This is a genomic window from Streptomyces finlayi, from assembly GCF_014216315.1.
Taxonomy (GTDB): domain Bacteria; phylum Actinomycetota; class Actinomycetes; order Streptomycetales; family Streptomycetaceae; genus Streptomyces; species Streptomyces finlayi_A.
This window is the reverse complement of the sequence record NZ_CP045702.1, coordinates 7,294,187-7,311,229: the sequence shown is the minus strand read 5'-3', so window position 1 is coordinate 7,311,229 and position 17,043 is coordinate 7,294,187. Positions and strand designations below refer to the sequence as shown.

Annotated in this window: 14 protein-coding genes and 1 pseudogene; 4 read left to right on the top strand and 11 right to left on the bottom strand. The window is 70.3% G+C overall.

The genetic code is table 11. From position 1 onward, the window contains the following. Nucleotides 1–22: 22 nt before the first annotated feature. The gene (locus tag F0344_RS33585; protein ID WP_185302351.1) at nucleotides 23–1,354 is read right to left on the bottom strand and encodes an N-acetylmuramoyl-L-alanine amidase; all 1,332 of its coding nucleotides are present in this window, start codon (nucleotides 1,352–1,354) and stop codon (nucleotides 23–25) included. 326 nt (nucleotides 1,355–1,680) lie between these two features. Here F0344_RS33585 and F0344_RS33580 point away from each other — a divergent pair, with 326 nt between their 5' ends. Continuing rightward, nucleotides 1,681–3,903 (top strand): terpene synthase family protein, encoded by a 2,223-nt coding sequence (locus F0344_RS33580; protein ID WP_185302350.1) that lies wholly within the window; start codon nucleotides 1,681–1,683, stop codon nucleotides 3,901–3,903. 142 nt (nucleotides 3,904–4,045) lie between these two features. On the opposite strand, the gene F0344_RS33575 is transcribed toward F0344_RS33580, so the two are convergent. The 7 genes and pseudogenes from F0344_RS33575 to F0344_RS33545 form a co-directional block, all read right to left on the bottom strand. After that, on the bottom strand, nucleotides 4,046–4,546 hold the full coding sequence (locus tag F0344_RS33575) for a hypothetical protein (RefSeq protein WP_173310419.1): 501 nt from the start codon (nucleotides 4,544–4,546) through the stop codon (nucleotides 4,046–4,048). A gap of 124 nt (nucleotides 4,547–4,670) precedes the next feature. Further along, complete coding sequence (locus F0344_RS33570; protein ID WP_185302349.1) at nucleotides 4,671–5,072, bottom strand: ACT domain-containing protein; 402 nt, start codon at nucleotides 5,070–5,072, stop codon at nucleotides 4,671–4,673. A gap of 10 nt (nucleotides 5,073–5,082) precedes the next feature. Further along, nucleotides 5,083–5,169 (bottom strand): annotated as a pseudogene (locus F0344_RS33565) (CGNR zinc finger domain-containing protein); the annotation flags it as partial. Nucleotides 5,170–5,409: 240 nt separating this feature from the next. Further along, complete coding sequence (locus tag F0344_RS33560; RefSeq protein ID WP_185302348.1) at nucleotides 5,410–6,576, bottom strand: thiolase domain-containing protein; 1,167 nt, start codon at nucleotides 6,574–6,576, stop codon at nucleotides 5,410–5,412. Continuing rightward, a complete protein-coding gene (locus F0344_RS33555) occupies nucleotides 6,569–7,621 on the bottom strand; it encodes a thiolase domain-containing protein (protein ID WP_185302347.1) in 1,053 nt (350 codons plus the stop codon). Before F0344_RS33555 ends, F0344_RS33560 begins: the two co-directional genes overlap by 8 nt. Continuing rightward, a complete protein-coding gene (locus F0344_RS33550) occupies nucleotides 7,622–8,569 on the bottom strand; it encodes a Zn-ribbon domain-containing OB-fold protein (protein ID WP_185302346.1) in 948 nt (315 codons plus the stop codon). A 15-nt stretch (nucleotides 8,570–8,584) separates the two neighbouring features. Beyond that, on the bottom strand, nucleotides 8,585–9,385 hold the full coding sequence (locus F0344_RS33545; protein ID WP_185302345.1) for a crotonase/enoyl-CoA hydratase family protein: 801 nt from the start codon (nucleotides 9,383–9,385) through the stop codon (nucleotides 8,585–8,587). Between the two features lie 167 nt (nucleotides 9,386–9,552). Here F0344_RS33545 and F0344_RS33540 point away from each other — a divergent pair, with 167 nt between their 5' ends. Then, nucleotides 9,553–11,169, top strand: coding sequence for an acyl-CoA synthetase (locus F0344_RS33540; RefSeq protein ID WP_185302344.1), 1,617 nt, complete (start codon nucleotides 9,553–9,555; stop codon nucleotides 11,167–11,169). Between the two features lie 13 nt (nucleotides 11,170–11,182). Here F0344_RS33540 and F0344_RS33535 read toward each other — a convergent pair whose 3' ends face one another. Further along, on the bottom strand, nucleotides 11,183–12,715 hold the full coding sequence (locus F0344_RS33535) for an alpha/beta fold hydrolase (RefSeq protein ID WP_185302343.1): 1,533 nt from the start codon (nucleotides 12,713–12,715) through the stop codon (nucleotides 11,183–11,185). Between the two features lie 109 nt (nucleotides 12,716–12,824). Next, the gene (locus tag F0344_RS33530) at nucleotides 12,825–13,385 is read right to left on the bottom strand and encodes a TetR/AcrR family transcriptional regulator (protein WP_185302342.1); all 561 of its coding nucleotides are present in this window, start codon (nucleotides 13,383–13,385) and stop codon (nucleotides 12,825–12,827) included. Between the two features lie 161 nt (nucleotides 13,386–13,546). Between F0344_RS33530 and F0344_RS33525 the strand changes: the two genes are divergently transcribed. Both F0344_RS33525 and paaK read left to right on the top strand, forming a co-directional pair. Beyond that, nucleotides 13,547–14,014: a nuclear transport factor 2 family protein gene (locus F0344_RS33525; protein ID WP_185302341.1), complete on the top strand. Its 468-nt coding sequence runs from the start codon at nucleotides 13,547–13,549 to the stop codon at nucleotides 14,012–14,014. A gap of 104 nt (nucleotides 14,015–14,118) precedes the next feature. After that, nucleotides 14,119–15,399 (top strand): phenylacetate--CoA ligase PaaK, encoded by a 1,281-nt coding sequence (gene paaK, locus F0344_RS33520; RefSeq protein ID WP_185302340.1) that lies wholly within the window; start codon nucleotides 14,119–14,121, stop codon nucleotides 15,397–15,399. 98 nt (nucleotides 15,400–15,497) lie between these two features. On the opposite strand, the gene F0344_RS33515 is transcribed toward paaK, so the two are convergent. Further along, nucleotides 15,498–17,042, bottom strand: coding sequence for an acyl-CoA synthetase (locus F0344_RS33515; RefSeq protein WP_185302339.1), 1,545 nt, complete (start codon nucleotides 17,040–17,042; stop codon nucleotides 15,498–15,500). Nucleotide 17,043: the final 1 nt, after the last annotated feature.

The following is a 17,043-nucleotide window of genomic DNA, read 5'->3' as shown; positions in this document are numbered from 1 at the left end:
CGCTGTGTGCGGCCCTCCGCTGTCAGCGGGCGCGGACCACGTCCACGTCCGAGGTCTTCACGAAGCCGATCCGGTGGCCGATCTGGACCGTCACGTACGTCTCCCTGCCGCTGAAGTACGTGTGGTCGTACGGCTTGGAGGAGTCGATCGTCGGTGCGTAGTAGTAGCCGGTGGGTGCTTCGCCGCCGCCCGGAAACGTCTGCCCCGTCTTGATCGTGTACGGCAGCGCCGTCCCGGACCGCCCGCCCGTGAAGTCGGCCGGGTAGTCGGCTTTGTCAGGGTAGGCCACTCCGTACACCGGTACCTCGCTCCTTCCGGCCTTGGGCTTCACGACGTATCCGGCGGTGGGGGTGGTGACCCCTTCCCCGTCCGGGGTCCTGAACCACGCCTTCTGGCCGGACCACCAGATCGCCGTCCAGCCTTCGGTACGGCCGGCGACCACGGCTCGCTGGGCGGCGGTGATCTTGCTGCCCCAGTCAGCCGCGCAGTTGGTGCCGGGTGAGCCGTCGGGGTGCAGTCCCGGGTCGGAGAACAGCGGGGAGGTGGCGTCAGGCTCCGTGTGCAGCGGGACGGCGCTGCTGCCCTGGAGCGGCAGGTCGACGCCCTTCTCGCAGTCGCGGAACGCCTGTTTGTTGTTCTGGAAGTCAGGGCTGATGGTGACCAGTTCACTCCCGGCCGGCGCGGTCGGCGCGTTCGGTCGGCCCAGCAGCGCCATGAAGCGGTTCCAGTCCCAGTAGGGGCCCGGGTCCCAGTGCATGTTGCGTGTTCCGGAGGTGCTGGTGGGCGGCACCGCGTCGTGTCCGATGATGTGTTCGCGGTCGAGTGGGATGTCGTACTCCGCGGCGAGATGGCGTACGAGCTTCGCTGTCGACCGGTACATCTCGGGTGTGTACCACTTGGCGCCTTCGGCGGCGACGCCTTCCTGCTCGATGCCGATGGAATGGGTGTTGAGGTACCAGTTGCCCGCCTGCCAGGCGACGTCCTTGTTCTTCACCATCTGCGTGACATGCCCGTCGTGGGACCGGACGACGTAGTGGGCGGAGCTCTGGTTCAGCGGGTTCCGGAAGATCCTGAGCGTCGTGTCGAAGTCGACCTCGGTGTCGTGCAGCACGATGAACTTGATCTTGTTGGTCTTCGGCCGGTCCGCCGTGTCGTAATTGCCGTACGTCTCCTTGTCGGCCGGGTCGCCAGTCTGCTGGTAGGCCGCCGGGACCCAGTCGCAGCCGAGAGCGCGCGGGCACTCCGGTCTCACCGTGTCCGTCCCCGCGTGGGCCACCGGTGCGAGCGGTGCGACGCCGAGCGCCCCCACCGTGGTCAACGCGAGAGCGAGTCCGGTCCGTTTCCTGGACGTCATGACAACCCTTCTGGGGAGCCGGTGGTGGGCGCACACACTCTGTGGCGGGGAGTGATGGTGCGTCAAGTGTGTTGCGCGCATGGGGTGACGAGCCACTGGATGAGACCACTGAATGGGGTCCTGACCTGCGGTCCGAAAGATCCGCCAGGTGTGCTGCCGGATCCTGTTACCCGAGTTTCACGGGCCGGCCCCGATCCGCCGCACTTGTGTGACTAGTTCGCGTCATGCGTGCCTCGTATGGCCGAGGGGTAGTGCTGGCGCGGACAGGACCGGTCCGCGCCAGCAGTGCGCGGATGCGCGGAGGTACTCGGAAAGGCCGCAGGCACATGGCACAGCCCTTCTCACTGCCGGACTTCTATGTTCCGTATCCGGCACGGCTCAACCCTCATGTGGAGGAGGCCCGGCGCCACACCAAGGAGTGGGCGCGCCGGATGAACATGCTGGAGGGGTCCGGAATCTGGGAGGAGAGGGACCTCGATGCCCACGACTACGCCCTGCTCTGCGCGTACACCCACCCCGACTGCTCCGCCGACGTCCTCTCCCTGGTCACCGACTGGTACGTGTGGGTCTTCTTCTTCGACGACCACTTCCTGGAGACCTTCAAGCGCTCACTGGACCGGGAGGGCGGGAAGAGGTATCTGGAGCGGCTGCCGGCCTTCATGCCGATGGTTCCGGCCGACGGAACTCCTGAGCCGGAGAACCCGGTCGAGGCGGGGCTCGCCGACCTGTGGGCACGTACGGTGCCGTCCATGTCGCAGGCCTGGCGGGCACGGTTCGCGGAGAACACCGAGCATCTCCTGAACGAGTCCCTGTGGGAACTCTCCAACATGGACGAGGGACGGATCGCCAACCCCGTCGAGTACATCGAGATGCGCCGAAAGGTCGGTGGGGCGCCCTGGTCGGCCGGACTGGTGGAGTTCGCGGCGGACGCGGAGGTCCCGGCCTCGGTGGCCGGCTCCCGGCCACTGGGAGTGCTGCGGGACGCCTTCTCGGACGCGGTGCATCTGCGGAACGACCTCTTCTCCTACCAGCGCGAGGTGGAGGACGAGAAGGAGAACAGCAACGGTGTGCTGGTCCTCGAGCACTTCCTCGGGTGTACGACGCAGGAGGCCGCCGACGCCGTCAACGACCTGCTGACGTCACGGCTCCAGCAGTTCGAGAACACCGCGCTCACGGAGGTGGGGCCGCTCTGCGCGGAGAAGGGGCTCGACGCCGCGGAGACCGCCGCGGTCTTCGCGTACACCAAGGGGCTCCAGGACTGGCAGTCCGGCGGTCACGAGTGGCACATGAGGTCCAGTCGCTACATGAACGGCGGCGGAGTGCAGGCCGGGCCCGCCGAACCCGGCTGGGGCATGGCCGCCGCCTCGATCCGCTTCACCCCGCGGGCGAAGGCGGCCCGGCTGCGCAGCCACTCGCATGTGCCGTTCCAGCATGTCGGCCCGTCCCTGCTGCCCGACTTCGACTTCCCGTACGCGCTCGCCCTCAGCCCGCACCTGTCGGCCGCCCGGGACCGGAACATCGTGTGGGCGCGGCGGATGGGCATGCTCGAAGGGCTGCCGGGGCGGCCTGGCTCGCACATCTGGGACGAGCGGCGGGCGCGGAACATCGATCTGCCGCTCTGCTCGGCGGGCCTCGACCCGGACGCCACACCGGAGGAGCTGGACCTCTCGTCGAACTGGCTGACGTGGGGGACGTACGGCGACGACCTCTATCCGGTGATCTACGGGCGGACCCGTGATGTGGCCGGGGCGTGGGCGGCCAACGAGCGGCTGCGGCTGTTCATGCCCCTGGACGGCGGGCCGGTTCCCGAGCCGTCCGACGCGATGGAGCGCGGACTCGCCGATCTGTGGGAGCGGACGGCCGGGCCGATGGACGACGCTTCGCGGTGTACGTTCCGCAAGGCGGTCGACGACATGCTCAACAGCTGGCTCTGGGAGCTGTCCAACCAGGCACAGAACCGCATTCCCGACCCCGTCGACTACATCGAGATGCGGCGGTTCACCTTCGGCGCGGACATGACGATGCGGCTGTGCCGGCTCGCACACGGCGACCGGGTGCCCGCCGAGGTCTACCGCAGTGGGCCGATCCGCTCGCTGGAGAACGCCGCGGTCGACTACGCGGTACTTCTCAACGATCTCTTTTCGTACCAGAAGGAGATCGAGTACGAGGGTGAGGTGCACAACTCCGTGCTGGTCGTGCAGAACTTCTTCGGAGTGGACTACCCGACGGGCGTGTCCATGGTGCACGAGCTGATGAAGGGCAGGATGCGGCAGTTCCAGCACGTCATCGAGCATGAACTTCCGGTGCTGTACGACGACTTCGCGCTCGGGGTGGAGGCCCGCGAGATTCTCGACACCTATGTGATCGATCTGCAGAACTGGATGGCCGGGATTCTGAACTGGCACCGCTACTGCGTCCGCTACTACGACGCCGACCTGCGTTCGGGTACGGGCGGGTCTCCGTGGCACCTCAACGGGCCCACGGGGATCGGCACATCGGCCGCAAGGGTGGTGAACTCCCTGCTGACGCCTCAGCCCGTGGGCACGTAGCGTCGGCCCGCGAGGGCCTTGACGTCCGCTCGCCGCCGGCGGACAGGCTGCCGCGGATGGCCGGTGGCGCATGCCAAAGCCGCCTCTTGGACGGAGGCGGCTCAGGCTTGGACAGAAGTGAGCGGGCCCCTGGCGGGACGTTTCAGCCCTGCTGGAAGAGTTCGGCGGGGAGCGGCTTCAGCAGCGCGTACAGATCGTCGGTGATCGGCCGGTCCCAGCTGGCGATGGTGACCAGGACACCGTCGCTCCGGTCGAACTGAACGCAGGAGATGCGGCTCTCGGAGAGCTTGACGCGGCGGACGATCAGGAGGTTGTCGCCCTGCATGACCGGGGAGTCCTCGGTGCCCGTCACCTCGACCGGCTCGTCGTTCTCGAGCGCGAGGAGCAGCTGGGCGACCTCGAAGGGGACCTGGCCCTCTTCGGTCTCGCGGGCGGGCGAGCCCTCGGGCAGATTTCCGATGATCATCGCCGGGCCGCGCCCGCCGAACAGGTCGTACCGCAGAAACACGCCCTGGCAGGTCCCGTCGGGGGCAGGAAGCAGACCGGCGCCGAGGTTACCGGGCCAGTCCCCCGGGTCCATGGCCAGGACGTCGAAGTCCGGGCCCGCGGGTGTGGCGGCGCTACGGCGGCGGAGGAAGGACATGCCGACATGTTACGTGTCCCGGCTCACGTTGCGGAGCCGGGCCCGGCCCCGGGGCGGCCGTGACCGGCGCTTTCCGGGTGAGCCGGGGGTGGCGGTGCCCGGAGCCGGTGCGGCCGCCGCTGCCTCAGGCTGACTCGGCGGCCAGCCGCTCCAGTACGCTCACGGCCTCGGCGGCCCGCTGGTGAGGGACGAAGAGGTGGTCGTGGTGATAGCCGGCGACCACGTTGCAGCTGATTCCGGCGTCCGTCAGGGCCAGGGCCACCGCCGCGGTCAGCCCTACGGCGTCCAGCGCCGAACGCACCCTGAGGGTGATCCAGCCGGCCACGTACGCGTAGGCCAGACCTGCCGTGTCCGCTTCCGTCTCCGGCAGGACCAGAGTCAGTCCCTCGCGCTCGGTGACCGTGACCACGGGCGAGACGCCCTCGGGCACCGGTCCGTCCGGCACGGTGGTGAACACGTAGCGGCCGGGGTTGAGCTCGGGTCGCATGCTCTTCAGCAGGGTTCGCAGATCGCGCTCGCCAGTCATGGGCGCCAGGTTACGGCTGCGGGGCGCGGTGCCGCTCGTGGTGGCGGGCCACCCGGGCACGATTGCCGCAGGACGGCTCGCACCACTCCTGGCGGGGGCGCGCGTCGGCCTGCCACGTCCCCTGCCGCGCCGCACGCCGTGCCGTGCCCCGTGCCCCTGCCCCGTGCAGGGTGCTGGGGCGCTCCCGGGTCCACTGGGTGAGGCCCCGGGGGTGTCGAGGCCTTCGGCGACGCCGCCCCGGCCGACGTGGCGGATCGTGAGGGCGAGGTCCGGAGCGAGGCGGGCAATCGGACATGCGCATGACGACAGTGCCGGCCGATTGGGTGGCCGGGGCCGTTCAGCTCGTCGGCGGGTGGGAACCGACGAGCCACATCGAGAAGAACTGCGCCCCTCCTCCATAGGCGTGACCGAGCGCCTTCCGGGCGCCGTCCACCTGGTGCTCGCCCGCCTGCCCGCGCACCTGGAGCGCCGCCTCCGCGAAGCGGATCATGCCGGAGGCCCCGATGGGGTTGGTGGACAGGACTCCACCCGAAGGGTTCACCGGCAGGTCTCCCCCGAGCTCGGTGGCACCGGACTCGGTGAGCTTCCAGCCTTCGCCCTCGACCGCGAATCCGAGGTTCTCCAGCCACATGGGCTCGTACCAGGAGAACGGGACGTACATCTCGACGGCGTCGATCTCACGGCGCGGGTCGGTGATGCCCGACTGCCGGTAGACGTCGGCCGCGCAGTCCTTGCCGGCCCGCGGCGATACGAAGTCCTTGCCGGCGAACAGTGTCGGTTCGCTGCGCATGGCTCCGCCGTGCACCCAGGCGGGCGGATGCGGCGAACGGGCCGCTCCGCTCCGGTCGGTGAGGATCATGGCGCAGGCGCCGTCGGAGGAGGGACAGGTCTCGGAGTACCGGATCGGGTCCCAGAGCATGGGAGCCGCCTGGATCTTCGCCAGGGTGATGCCGGGGTCCCGGATGTGCGCGTACGGGTTCAGGAGGGCGTTGCGCCGGTCCTTGTAAGCGACGAGGGAGCCGACCGTTTCGGGGGCTCCGGTGCGGCGCATGTAGGCGCGAACGTGCGGGGCGAAGAAGCCGCCGGCGCCGGCCAGCAGCGGCTGCTGGAAGGGGACGGGCAGCGAAAGACCCCACATGGCGTTCGACTCGGACTGTTTCTCGAAGGCGAGGGTGAGGACGGTGCGGTGGACGCGGGCGGCGACGAGGTTGGCGGCGACGAGTGCCGTCGAGCCGCCGACCGATCCCGCGGTGTGGACGCGGAGCATGGGTTTCCCGACGGCGCCGAGCGCGTCGGCGAGGTAGAGCTCCGGCATCATCACGCCCTCGAAGAAGTCGGGGGCCTTGCCGATGACGACGGCGTCGATGTCCGCCCAGCCCAGTCCCGCGTCCTCCAGTGCGCGGACGGCGGCCTCGCGGACCAGGCCTGCGATGGAGACGTCGTGCCGGGCGGAGACGTGCTTGGTCTGGCCGATGCCGACGACGGCCACGGGTTCCTCAGACATGGGGGCGCTCTCCTTCCAGTACGGCGACCAGGTTCTGTTGCAGGCAGGGGCCCGAGGTGGCGTGGGCGAGTGCCCGGTCGGACTCGCCGCGATGGATGCGTGCGGCGGCCTCGCCGAGGCGGACCAGGCCGGTGGCCATGACGGGGTTGGCGGCCAGCGCACCGCCCGACGGGTTCACATCGACGTCGTCGCCCAGGCCGAGCACCTTGCGCAGGATCACTTCCTGGGAGGTGAAGGGGGCGTGCAACTCGGCGGTGTCCACGGGGCGTTCGAAGGCTCCGGCGCGTTCGGCCGCGAGGCGGGTGGAGGGTGAGTCGGTCAGGTCGCGTACACCCAGGGAGTGCGCCTCGATGCGGTGGTCGATACCGCGGATCCAGGCGGGGCGGGCGCACAGGGCACGGGCCGTGTCTCCGGCCGCGAGGATCACGGCCGCCGCCCCGTCGCCGATGGGCGGGCAGTCGCCGGTGCGCAGCGGCTGTACGAGATAGCCGCCCGCCGGGACGCTGCCGCTGAGCTGTGCGTGCGGGTTGGCCGTCGCGGCGGTGCGGCTCCGGGAGGCGATCCGGGCGAGTGCGGGTTCGTCCGTTGCTCCGGCGTCGATGAGTGCCTGGGCCTGGAGTGCGGCGAGTGCCACGGAGTCGGGCCAGAGGGGAGCGAGGTAGTAGGGGTCGAGCTGGCGGGTGAGGACGTCGCGGACCTCGCCGGACGAGGACTTGCCGTAGGCGTAGACGAGCGCGGTGTCCGCCTCGCCGGTCCGGATCTTCACCCATGCCTCGTAGAGGGCCCAGGCGCCGTCCGTCTCGACGTGCGATTCGGAGATCGGCGGATGGGCCCCGACTCCGTCGAGCGCCATGGTGAAGGAGAACGCCCGCCCCGCGAGATAGTCCGTGGAGCCGGAGCAGGTGAAGCCGATGCTGCTCGCTTCCAGGCCCGTCGCGTCGAGGACCTGATGCAGGACGGGCATCAGCATCTCGACTTCGGAGAGTTCGTCGGTGCGCCGCCGGTGTTCGGTCTGAGCGAAGGCGACGATCGCCACGTCTCGCATCTACAGCAGCTCCTTGTACGTGTCGTAGTCGGCATCGGGCTCGCCGGTCGGCCGGTAGTGGTCGGGGTGGCGGCTGCCCGGCGTCCAGACGGGTTCGACGCGCAGCCCCATGCGCACCTGGTCGTAGGGGAGGCCCCCGATCCGTGCGTGCAGAGCGAGATCGGCTCCGTCGAGGGCGATGTGGGCGTAGACGTAGGGGACCTCGATGGCGGCGTTCTTCGCCTTGATGTTGACGATGCAGAACGTCGTGACGGTGCCGCGCGGCCCCACCTCGACCCGCTCGTCGGTGGCGACCCCGCAGGTGGGGCAGGCACCACGCGGCGGGACGTACACCTTCCGGCACGCGGGGCAGCGTTCACCGACGACGTGCTGCCCGGCCAGTGCTTCGAGGTAGGCGCTCTGCGCGCGGCCCGGATGGTAGGTGTAGTCGAGCCGGGCGGGGGTGACGATGCCGGTGACCTGGTCCGTGAACTGCCCGCTGTGCGGAATGGGGTCGGTGGTGACGCGGTCGCTCTCGTACGGTTCGAAGCAGGCGATGTCCGTGATGGCGCCGACACGGTCCTGGGCCCAGCGGATCCGGACGCGCATGCCGGTGCGGACCGCTTCGGGGCCGGGTGCGTCGAGGACGTGGAGCAGCGCCGTGTCGGCGCCGTCGAGCCGCACGAGGACCCAGGCGAAGGGGGTGCCGAGCGGCTGGGCCCGGCGGGGGGACGGATTCCAGGCCCAGGTGGTCACGGTGCCGGTGGCCGCGACCTCGACGAGGTCGCCGATCTCCTCGGCGGTGACGGGGTCGTATTCGACGGGTGGGACGAGGACCTCGCCCCGGCCGGTACGGACACCGAGGACGGTTCGTTCGCGCAGCCCGGTGAGGAAGGCGCTCTGGACGGGGCCCAGCGAGCGGGTGAAGGGGAATTCGACGACCAGCGGGGCGCTGAGGACGTCGGTCACGGTTGTCTCCTTGGCTCAGGAGCGCCGGTAGAGGGGCGGGCGCTTCTCGGCGAAGGCGCGGGCGCCTTCCTTGGCGTCGTCGGTGGCGAAGACCGGCCGGCCACGTGTCAGCTCGGCGGCCAGTCCTTCGGTCTCGGTCATCTCCGCGGTCTCGTACACCGACGCCTTGACCGCCTCGACCGCGAGCGGTCCGCAGGCGTTGATCTGCTCGGCGACGCCGAGTGCCTGCTCCAGCGCGGTGCCGTCGGGGACGACCCTGCCGATCAGACCGATGCCGGCGGCTTCCCCTGCGCTGTACGCGCGGCCGGTGAGGAGCATCTCGAGGGCGTGGGTGCGGGCGATCTGGCGAGGCAGGCGCACGGTGGAACCGCCGATGGGGAAGAGCCCGCGCCTGACCTCGAAGAGCCCGAAGGTGGCTCCCGCTCCGGCGATGCGGATGTCGGTGCCCTGGAGGATTTCGGTGCCGCCAGCGACGCAGTGGCCCTCGACGGCGGCGATGACGGGTTTGCGGGGGCGGTGGTGGCGCAGCATCGCCTTCCAGTGCAGATCGGGGTCGGCCTTCATCCGGTCCCGGTACCGCTCGCCCTCCATCCCCTTGCCCGCGAGTGCTTTGAGGTCCATGCCGGCGCAGAAGGAGCCGCCCGCGCCGGTGAGGACGACGGAGCGGACCGTGTCGTCCGCGTCGGCCGCGAGCCAGCCGTCGTACAGCCCGACGAGCATCGGCAGCGAGAGCGCGTTCTTCGCCTCCGGCCTGTTCAGAGTGAGCACCAGCGTGGCGCCTTCGCGCCGCACGTCCAGGTGTTCCGTACCGCCCATTGCCTGCCTCCAGTCTCAAGACCTAGAACAGGTTGCAGCAGGCGGGGCCCCAGTTCAATAGTTTCCTGACAGACAGTCAGTTTGTCTTGCTTCCCCCCTTCCCAGTTGTGGCGGTCGGCGCTCTAATGACGGCCGAGTCGTCAGTCACCCCGGGGTCAGGAGGAACGGTGGAGTACAACCTTGCCGACCTGTTCGAGTCGGTCGTCGACGCCGTCCCGGAGCGGGAGGCGCTCGTCTACCTCGACCATCCCGGTACGGGCGCCGAGCGCCGTCTCAGCTACGCCCGCCTGGACACGGCCGCCAACCGGATCGCCCACCATCTGCTCGACGCGGGCATCCGCCCCGGCGAGCACCTGGGCCTGCACCTCTACAACGGCGTCGAGTACCTCCAGACCGTGCTGGCCTGCCTCAAGGCCCGCATCGTGCCGGTGAACGTGAACTACCGCTACGTCGAGGAGGAGCTGGTCTACCTCTACCGTGACGCCGATCTGGCGGCGCTGGTCTTCGACGCCGAGTTCGACGAGCGGGTGACGGCCGCCGCTCCGCAGGCGCCGAAACTACGCCATCTCGTTCGGGTCGGGGGGCCGGCGGCGGACAGTCCGGGACCCCGGGGCGCCGTGCCGTTCACCGACGCGGAAGCGGCCGGCTCCCCCGGCCGCGGCTTCGCGCCGCGGTCGGCCGACGACCTGTTCATCATCTACACCGGCGGCACCACGGGCATGCCGAAGGGGGTGATGTGGCGCCAGGAGGATCTCTTCTTCTCCGGGCTCGGAGGCGGCGCCCCTACGGGTGAGCCGGTGAAGACCCCGCAGGAGCTGGCCGAGCGGGTGGCCGCGGGTGGTGACGGCATCACCTTCTTCCCCGCTCCCCCGCTGATGCACGGCACCTCCACCCTCACCGCGTTCATCGGCTTCAACTTCGGCCAGCGTGTCGTCATCCACCGCAAGTTCGCACCGGAGGAGGTGCTCAGGACCATCGAGAAGGAGAAGGTCACGAGCGTGTCCCTGGTCGGTGACGCGATGCTGCGCCCGTTGATCGACGCGCTCAAGGGGCCGCTGAAGGGTGTCGACTGCTCGTCGATGTTCTCCGTCTCGAGTTCGGGCGCGATCATGTCGGAGTCGGTGCGCGCGGAGTTCCAGTCACTCGTGCCGACGGTGCTGCTGCTCAACAACTTCGGTTCCTCGGAGTCCGGCTTCAACGGCACGGCGACGGCCGACTCGGGGCCGGAGCGGGGCTTTCGCGTCCAGGTCAACTCCCGTACAGCGGTGGTCGATCCGGTGACGTACGAGCCGGTGGAGCCCGGCGAGCCGGGGCGGATGGCCCAGCGTGGTCACGTACCGCTCGGCTACTACAACGATCCGGCCAAGACGGCCGAGACCTTCTTCCGGAAGGGCCAGGAACGCTGGGTACTGCTCGGCGACATGGCGACCGTCGACGAGGAGGGCGTCGTCACCGTCCTCGGGCGCGGGTCGCAGTGCATCAACACCGGTGGCGAGAAGGTCTATCCGGAGGAGGTCGAGCAGGCCCTGAAGTCCCATCCGGATGTGTACGACGCACTCGTCGCCGGAGTGCCCGATGCCCGGTGGGGCAATCGTGTCGCGGCCGTGCTGCAACTGCGGTCGGGAGCGGTCGAGTTGAGCCTGGACGCCGTGCAGGACCACTGTCGTACACGGCTGGCCGGATACAAGATTCCCCGCAGCGTCGTGCTCGCCGACCGTATACGGCGGTCTCCGAGCGGCAAGGCCGACTACCGGTGGGCGAAGGCGGTCGCGGCTCGGGACTGACCGGCCGGAGCCCTCACGCCGTGCCGAAGGACCGGAGTGCCGAGAGGAATTCCTCCGGCCGGGCGGCGTGTACGAGGTGCCCGGCGTCGATGGTGACGAAACGGGCGCCGGGTATCCGCTCCGCCATCCAGGCGAGCTGCTCCTGGTCGATATGACTTCGGGCGCCGCCGATGACGAGGGTCGGCGCGGTGATCTCGCCGAGGCGCTCGCGGCCCGCCGGGTCGGGTTCGTTGAGCTGGGCGTCGATGGACGGCACGACGGGCCAGTCGAATTCCATTGGCCCGTCCGGGCGTTCCGCGGCGGGCCGGGGCGGGTCCAGCGGACGGAGCAGCGGGGCGTCCTCCAGGACGAGCCTGCCGATCAGCCCCGGTTCGCGCTCGGCGAGCAGGCAGGCCGCCACGCCGCCCATCGAGTGTCCGACGACGGTGGCTCCCGCGAGGTTGCGGGCCTCCAGGAAGGCGTGGAGGTCGTCGCGGAACAGCTCGAAGGAGTACCGGCCCGGCCAGTCGCTGAGGCCGTGCCCCCGGAAGTCGAGCGCGTACACCCGGTGCTCCCCGGCGAGCCGTTCGGCGACGAGGGTCCAGTCGCGGCTGCTGCCGCCCCGCCCGTGGACGAGCACGACCGGCGGGGCGGCCGGGTCCCCCAGGACGCGGTACGCGAGCCGGATGCCACCGGCCTGCACACTGCGTACGCCGGGGTCGAGGAACGCGGTGACGGTGCGGATGAAGGCGCCCGGGCCGTCGATCCACGGGTAGTGGCCGGCGCCCCGCTGCACGACGAACTCACCGTGCGGGAAGAGGGCCGCGAGTTCCGTGGCCCGGTCGGGGCTCGGACATCCGTCGTGCTCCCCCGCGAGGACGAGGACCGGCGCTGCCACCTCCCGCAGGGCGGCGACCGTGGACGCCGGATCGAAGGCTCCCTCCCCGTGGAAAGCCCGCTGCGCCGCACGGTTGGTCTGCCCCGCGGCCGACGTGGCATGGGTCCTGGCCGCCTCGTCCCAGCGTCCGTACGCGACCGGTTCGACGGCCGGCCGCACGTCGCCCGCCGGCCGCCCCGCCGCGATCTCGTCGAGTGCGGCGCGCGCCTCCGCGTACCAGGGCTCGCGGCTCCGCAGTCCGGCCGCCTCGATCCGGTCCTGCTCGGTCACGTCGACACCGGCGGCGCGCGTGCCGGGAGCGACGAGCACGAGGGTGCGCAGGCGCTGCGGGTGCCTGGCCGCGTAGAGCACGGCGAGGTTCCCGGCAGCGGAGTGGGCCAGCAGATCGATCCGCTGGTGGCCCAGGTGTTCGCGCAGGGCTTCGATGTCTTCGACGAGCCGGTCGCAACGGTACGTCGACGGGTCGGCCGGAGCCACGGAGTCACCGGTGCCCCGCAGATCGAGCAGGACGAGCCGGCGGCCGGCCGCGAGACCCCCGAGATCCCCGAGGTAGGCGCTCGCCCGCATCGGCCCGCCGGGCAGGCAGATCAGGGTGCGGTCCTTCGGGTTGCCCTCCCCCATGAGGTGGTAGGCGAGGGCGGTCCCGTCGTACGCGTGGAAGATCGGCATGCGTGCCATCCAAACAGGCGGCCCTTCCCCGCACAGCCGGCCGAACTGCCGGAGCGGGCGATATGCCTGGTTCCGGGACCGCTGTCCAGGCACGTCCGCTCCTAGCGAATCAGGCGGAGGCGGTGGCCGCGAGGAGCAGTACGGCCGCTTCCCGGGCCCGGCGCCCGGCTTCGGGCGTACCGGAGACCGCGGCGGTGGTGATGGCGCCCTCAGCGAGCAGGAAGAAGGCGTCCGCGCTCGCTGCGGGACGGCCCGAGGCGATGACGAGCCCTGCCACGTAGTCCCGGAAGGCGAGCTTGTGGGCACGGGCGACGGTGGCGACGGACGAGTCGACGGCGCCCAGTTCACCGAAGGCGTTGACGAAGGCGCAGCCGCGGAAGCCCGGCTCGCAGAACCACTGATGGAGCCAGTCGAACACCGCCAGAATCCTGCCTTCCGGGGTGGGGGCGGCATCCGCGTGTGCGCGGAGGCGGCCTCGCCACCGGGTGTCCCTTCGTTCCAGACAGGCCTTCACCAGAGCCGATTTGGATGGGTAGAGCCCGTAGAGACGCTTGAGCGGGAGGCCGGCCGCGGCCCGGATCTCGTCCATCGGGACGGCCTGGACGCCCCGTTCGTAGAACAGCGCCTCCGCGGCGTCGAGCAGCCCGGTCCGGACCTCGGCGCGCTCCATCGTGGACTCCTCTTGCGTGAGAACGGTCGTTCTCCTAGGCTACGGCACCACGGGGGAGAACGAGCGTTCTCCTTGCGGCTGTTCTCCCGTGCCGGCGTTTCCCCCGTGCGAGCGTTCTCCCCATCCGGCGCCCTGGGCGGCGGCGACCTCCAGGAGCCCTCATGAGCACACGACCGCCCCTCCCTCCCTTCACCCGGACATCCGCGGCCGAGAAGGTCCGCCTGGCCGAGGACGGCTGGAATTCGAGGGACCCGGCGAAGGTGGCCCTCGCCTACACCGTGGATTCCCGCTGGCGCAACCGCTCCGAATGGGCCACCGGCCGCGAGGAGATCGTCGCCCTGCTCACCCGGAAGTGGAAGCGGGAGCTCGGCTACCGGCTCATCAAGGAGCTGTGGGCGTACGACGAGGAGCGGATCGCGGTGCGCTTCGCGTACGAATGGCACGACCGGGCGGGCCACTGGCACCGTTCCTTCGGCAACGAGAACTGGGAGTTCGACGGGAACGGGCTGATGCGGGTGCGCCACGCGAGCATCAACGACGTACGCATCGAGGAATCGGAACGCCGCTACCACTGGCCGCAGGGCCGTCGCCCTGACGGCCACCCGGGCCTCACGGCACTCGGCTTCTGACGACGAGCCGCACCAGGGCCTTGCCATCTCCCGCGGCCGCCTGCATTACTGCTCCCAGGAAGATCGACCGAATGATCGGTCGCCCGTTCGGGAGGATCACGCGCATGTCGGCACTGCTGGACGCCTCGGAACGACTCGGCCGCGACGAGCTGGAGGCGTTGCAGCTCGAGCGGCTCAGGACGACGCTGCGCCATGCGTACGACAACGTCGGCTTCTACCGGGACGCCTTCGACAGGGCGGGCCTGCGCCCCGAGGACTGCCGTACGCTCGCCGACCTCGCCCGCTTCCCCTTCACCGCCAAGGCCGATCTTCGCGACCACTACCCTTTCGGCATGTTCGCCGTGCCCGAGAACCAGGTGCGGCGCATCCACGCCTCCAGCGGAACCACCGGACGGCCCACGGTCGTGGGGTACACCGAACGGGATCTGGACACCTGGGCGGATGTGGTCGCCCGCTCGATCAGGGCCGCCGGGGGCCGGCCCGGCCACAAGGTGCATGTGGCGTACGGCTACGGCCTGTTCACCGGCGGACTCGGTGCGCACTACGGGGCGGAGCGCCTCGGCTGCACGGTGATCCCCGCGTCCGGCGGGATGACGGCCCGCCAGGTTCAGCTGATCCAGGACTTCCGGCCGGAGATCATCATGATCACGCCGTCGTACATGCTGACGCTCCTCGACGAGTTCGAGCGGCAGGGCGTCGACCCGCGTACGACGTCGCTGAAGATCGGTATCTTCGGCGCCGAGCCGTGGACGGAGGCCATGCGCCGCGAGATCGAGGACCGCTTCGCGATCGACGCCGTCGACATATACGGGCTGTCCGAGGTGATGGGCCCCGGGGTCGCTCAGGAGTGCGTGGAGACCAAGGACGGGCTCCACATCTGGGAGGACCACTTCTTCCCGGAGGTCGTCGACCCGTTCACCGGTGAGGTGCTGCCGGACGGCGAGGAGGGCGAACTGGTCTTCACCTCGCTCACCAAGGAGGCCATGCCGGTGATCCGCTACCGGACGCGGGATCTGACGCGCTTGCTGCCGGGCACCGCACGGGTCTTCCGGCGCATGGAGAAGGTCACCGGGCGCAGCGACGACATGGTGATCCTGCGCGGGGTGAACCTCTTCCCGACGCAGATCGAGGAGATCGTGCTGCGTACGCCTTCGGTGGCGCCCCATTTCCAGTTGCGGCTGACCCGTGAGGGGCGGCTGGACGCGCTGACGGTCCGTGCGGAGGCGCGGCCCGGCGCGGGTCCGGAGCAGCGGACGGCCGCCGCGGCGGCGATCGCGGCGGCGGTGAAGGACGGCATCGGGGTGTCCGTCGGGGTCGAGATCGTCGAACCCGAGTCGCTGGAACGGTCCGTGGGCAAGCTGAAGCGGATCGTGGACGAGCGGTGATGTGATCGGGGCGGGGCTCGCCCCAGAAGGTCCGGTTCTCCCGGTGCCGCAACGTCCAGCAGGGTGATCGGAGCGAACGGATCGGTGCCGGACGCGGCCTAGACGACGCCGGTTTCTCCGGTTTCTCCGGTTTCTCCGGTTTCTCCGGTGAACCGGTCGCGCAGTGCCCTCTTGAGGATCTTTCCGCTGGCGTTGCGCGGGAGCTCGTCCACGAACAGGACCTTCTTCGGGGCCTTGAAGTGGGCGAGCTTCTCGCGGGCGTGGGCGATCAGTTCGCCCTCGGTCGCCTCGCCCCGCAGGACGACGACGGCGGTGACGGCCTCGATCCAACGGTCGTCGGGCAGCCCGACGACCGCCGCCTCGGCGACGGCGGGATGGGTGTAGAGCGCGTCCTCGACCTGTCGGGAGGCGACCAGCACCCCGCCGGAGTTGATGACGTCCTTCACCCGGTCGACGACCGTGTAAAAGCCCTCGGTGTCGCGCACCGCGAGGTCGCCGGAGTGGAACCAGCCGTCGCGGAACGCCTCCGCGGTCTCCTCCGGCTTGTCCCAGTAGCCCTGGCACAGCTGCGGGGAGCGGTAGACGACCTCGCCCGCCGTCCCGTCGGGGACCTCCTTGCCGTCCTCGTCGACCACCCGCGCCTCGACGAAGAGCACCGGCCTGCCGCAGGAGTCCATCCGCCCCTCGTGTTCGTCGGGGCCGAGGACGGTGGCGAGCGGGCCGATCTCGCTCTGGCCGAAGCAGTTGTAGAACGCGAGGCCGGGCAGCCGTTCCCTGAGCCGCTCCAGGACGGGCACCGGCATGATCGAGGCCCCGTAGTACGCCTTGCGGAGTGCGCCGAGGTCGCGGGTGGCGAAGTCCGGGCGGTTGGCCAGGCCGATCCAGACGGTGGGCGGGGCGAAGAGGCTGTCCGCCTGCCCGGCCTCCACCAGGTCGAAGATCCGGCCCGCGTCCGGGGCGTCGAGGATGATGTTCTCGGCGCCGACGGCGAGGTACGGCAGCAGGAACACGTGCATCTGCGCCGAGTGGTAGAGCGGCAGCGAGTGCACCGGCCGGTCCGTGGCGGCGAGTCCGAGAGCGGTGACGGCACTCATGTACTCGTGTACCAGCGCGCCGTGCGTCATCATCGCCCCCTTGGGCAGGGCGGTGGTGCCCGAGGTGTAGAGCAGCTGGACCAGGTCGTCGGCGACGGGCTCCCGCTCGGGCGTGAACGGAAGGGGCGTACTCAGCCGGTCCAGGAGCGAGTCCGGTGCGTCGCGCAGCGCGCGTACGGGGCGGGCGGCCGGGAGCCGCTCGGCGAGGTCCGGGTCGGTCAGGACCAGCGCGCTGCCTGACTGGTCGAGGATGTACGTCAGGTCGTCACCGGTGAGGTTCTGGTTGACGGGGACGTGTACGAGCCCGGCCCGCGCACAGGCGAGGTAGCCGATCAGGCAGAGGTCGGAGTTGTGCGCGTACGCGGCGACGCGGTCACCCGGGCGCAGGCCGTGTTCGCCGGTGAGGACGGCGGCGGCGGTGCTGATCGCCGTGTCCAGTGCCGCATAGGTCCAGCTCCGGTCCGCGTACCGTACGGCGGTGCGTTCGGGGGTGCGCCGTGCACTGCGGGTCACGACGCCGTCGACTGTGCTGCTGCGTACACCTGTCATG

Bases quoted from the DNA above. Each gene is read 5' to 3' on its own strand.
- F0344_RS33560 (WP_185302348.1), bottom strand. From the start codon at position 6,576: ATGTCTGAGGAACCCGTGGCCGTCGTCGGCATCGGCCAGACCAAGCAC.
- F0344_RS33555 (WP_185302347.1), bottom strand. From the start codon at position 7,621: ATGCGAGACGTGGCGATCGTCGCCTTCGCTCAGACCGAACACCGGCGG.
- paaK (WP_185302340.1), top strand. From the start codon at position 14,119: ATGTCGGCACTGCTGGACGCCTCGGAACGACTCGGCCGCGACGAGCTG.
- F0344_RS33545 (WP_185302345.1), bottom strand. From the start codon at position 9,385: ATGGGCGGTACGGAACACCTGGACGTGCGGCGCGAAGGCGCCACGCTG.
- F0344_RS33575 (WP_173310419.1), bottom strand. From the start codon at position 4,546: ATGTCCTTCCTCCGCCGCCGTAGCGCCGCCACACCCGCGGGCCCGGAC.
- F0344_RS33580 (WP_185302350.1), top strand. From the start codon at position 1,681: ATGGCACAGCCCTTCTCACTGCCGGACTTCTATGTTCCGTATCCGGCA.
- F0344_RS33515 (WP_185302339.1), bottom strand. From the start codon at position 17,042: ATGACAGGTGTACGCAGCAGCACAGTCGACGGCGTCGTGACCCGCAGT.
- F0344_RS33535 (WP_185302343.1), bottom strand. From the start codon at position 12,715: ATGCCGATCTTCCACGCGTACGACGGGACCGCCCTCGCCTACCACCTC.
- F0344_RS33525 (WP_185302341.1), top strand. From the start codon at position 13,547: ATGAGCACACGACCGCCCCTCCCTCCCTTCACCCGGACATCCGCGGCC.
- F0344_RS33570 (WP_185302349.1), bottom strand. From the start codon at position 5,072: ATGACTGGCGAGCGCGATCTGCGAACCCTGCTGAAGAGCATGCGACCC.
- F0344_RS33585 (WP_185302351.1), bottom strand. From the start codon at position 1,354: ATGACGTCCAGGAAACGGACCGGACTCGCTCTCGCGTTGACCACGGTG.
- F0344_RS33530 (WP_185302342.1), bottom strand. From the start codon at position 13,385: ATGGAGCGCGCCGAGGTCCGGACCGGGCTGCTCGACGCCGCGGAGGCG.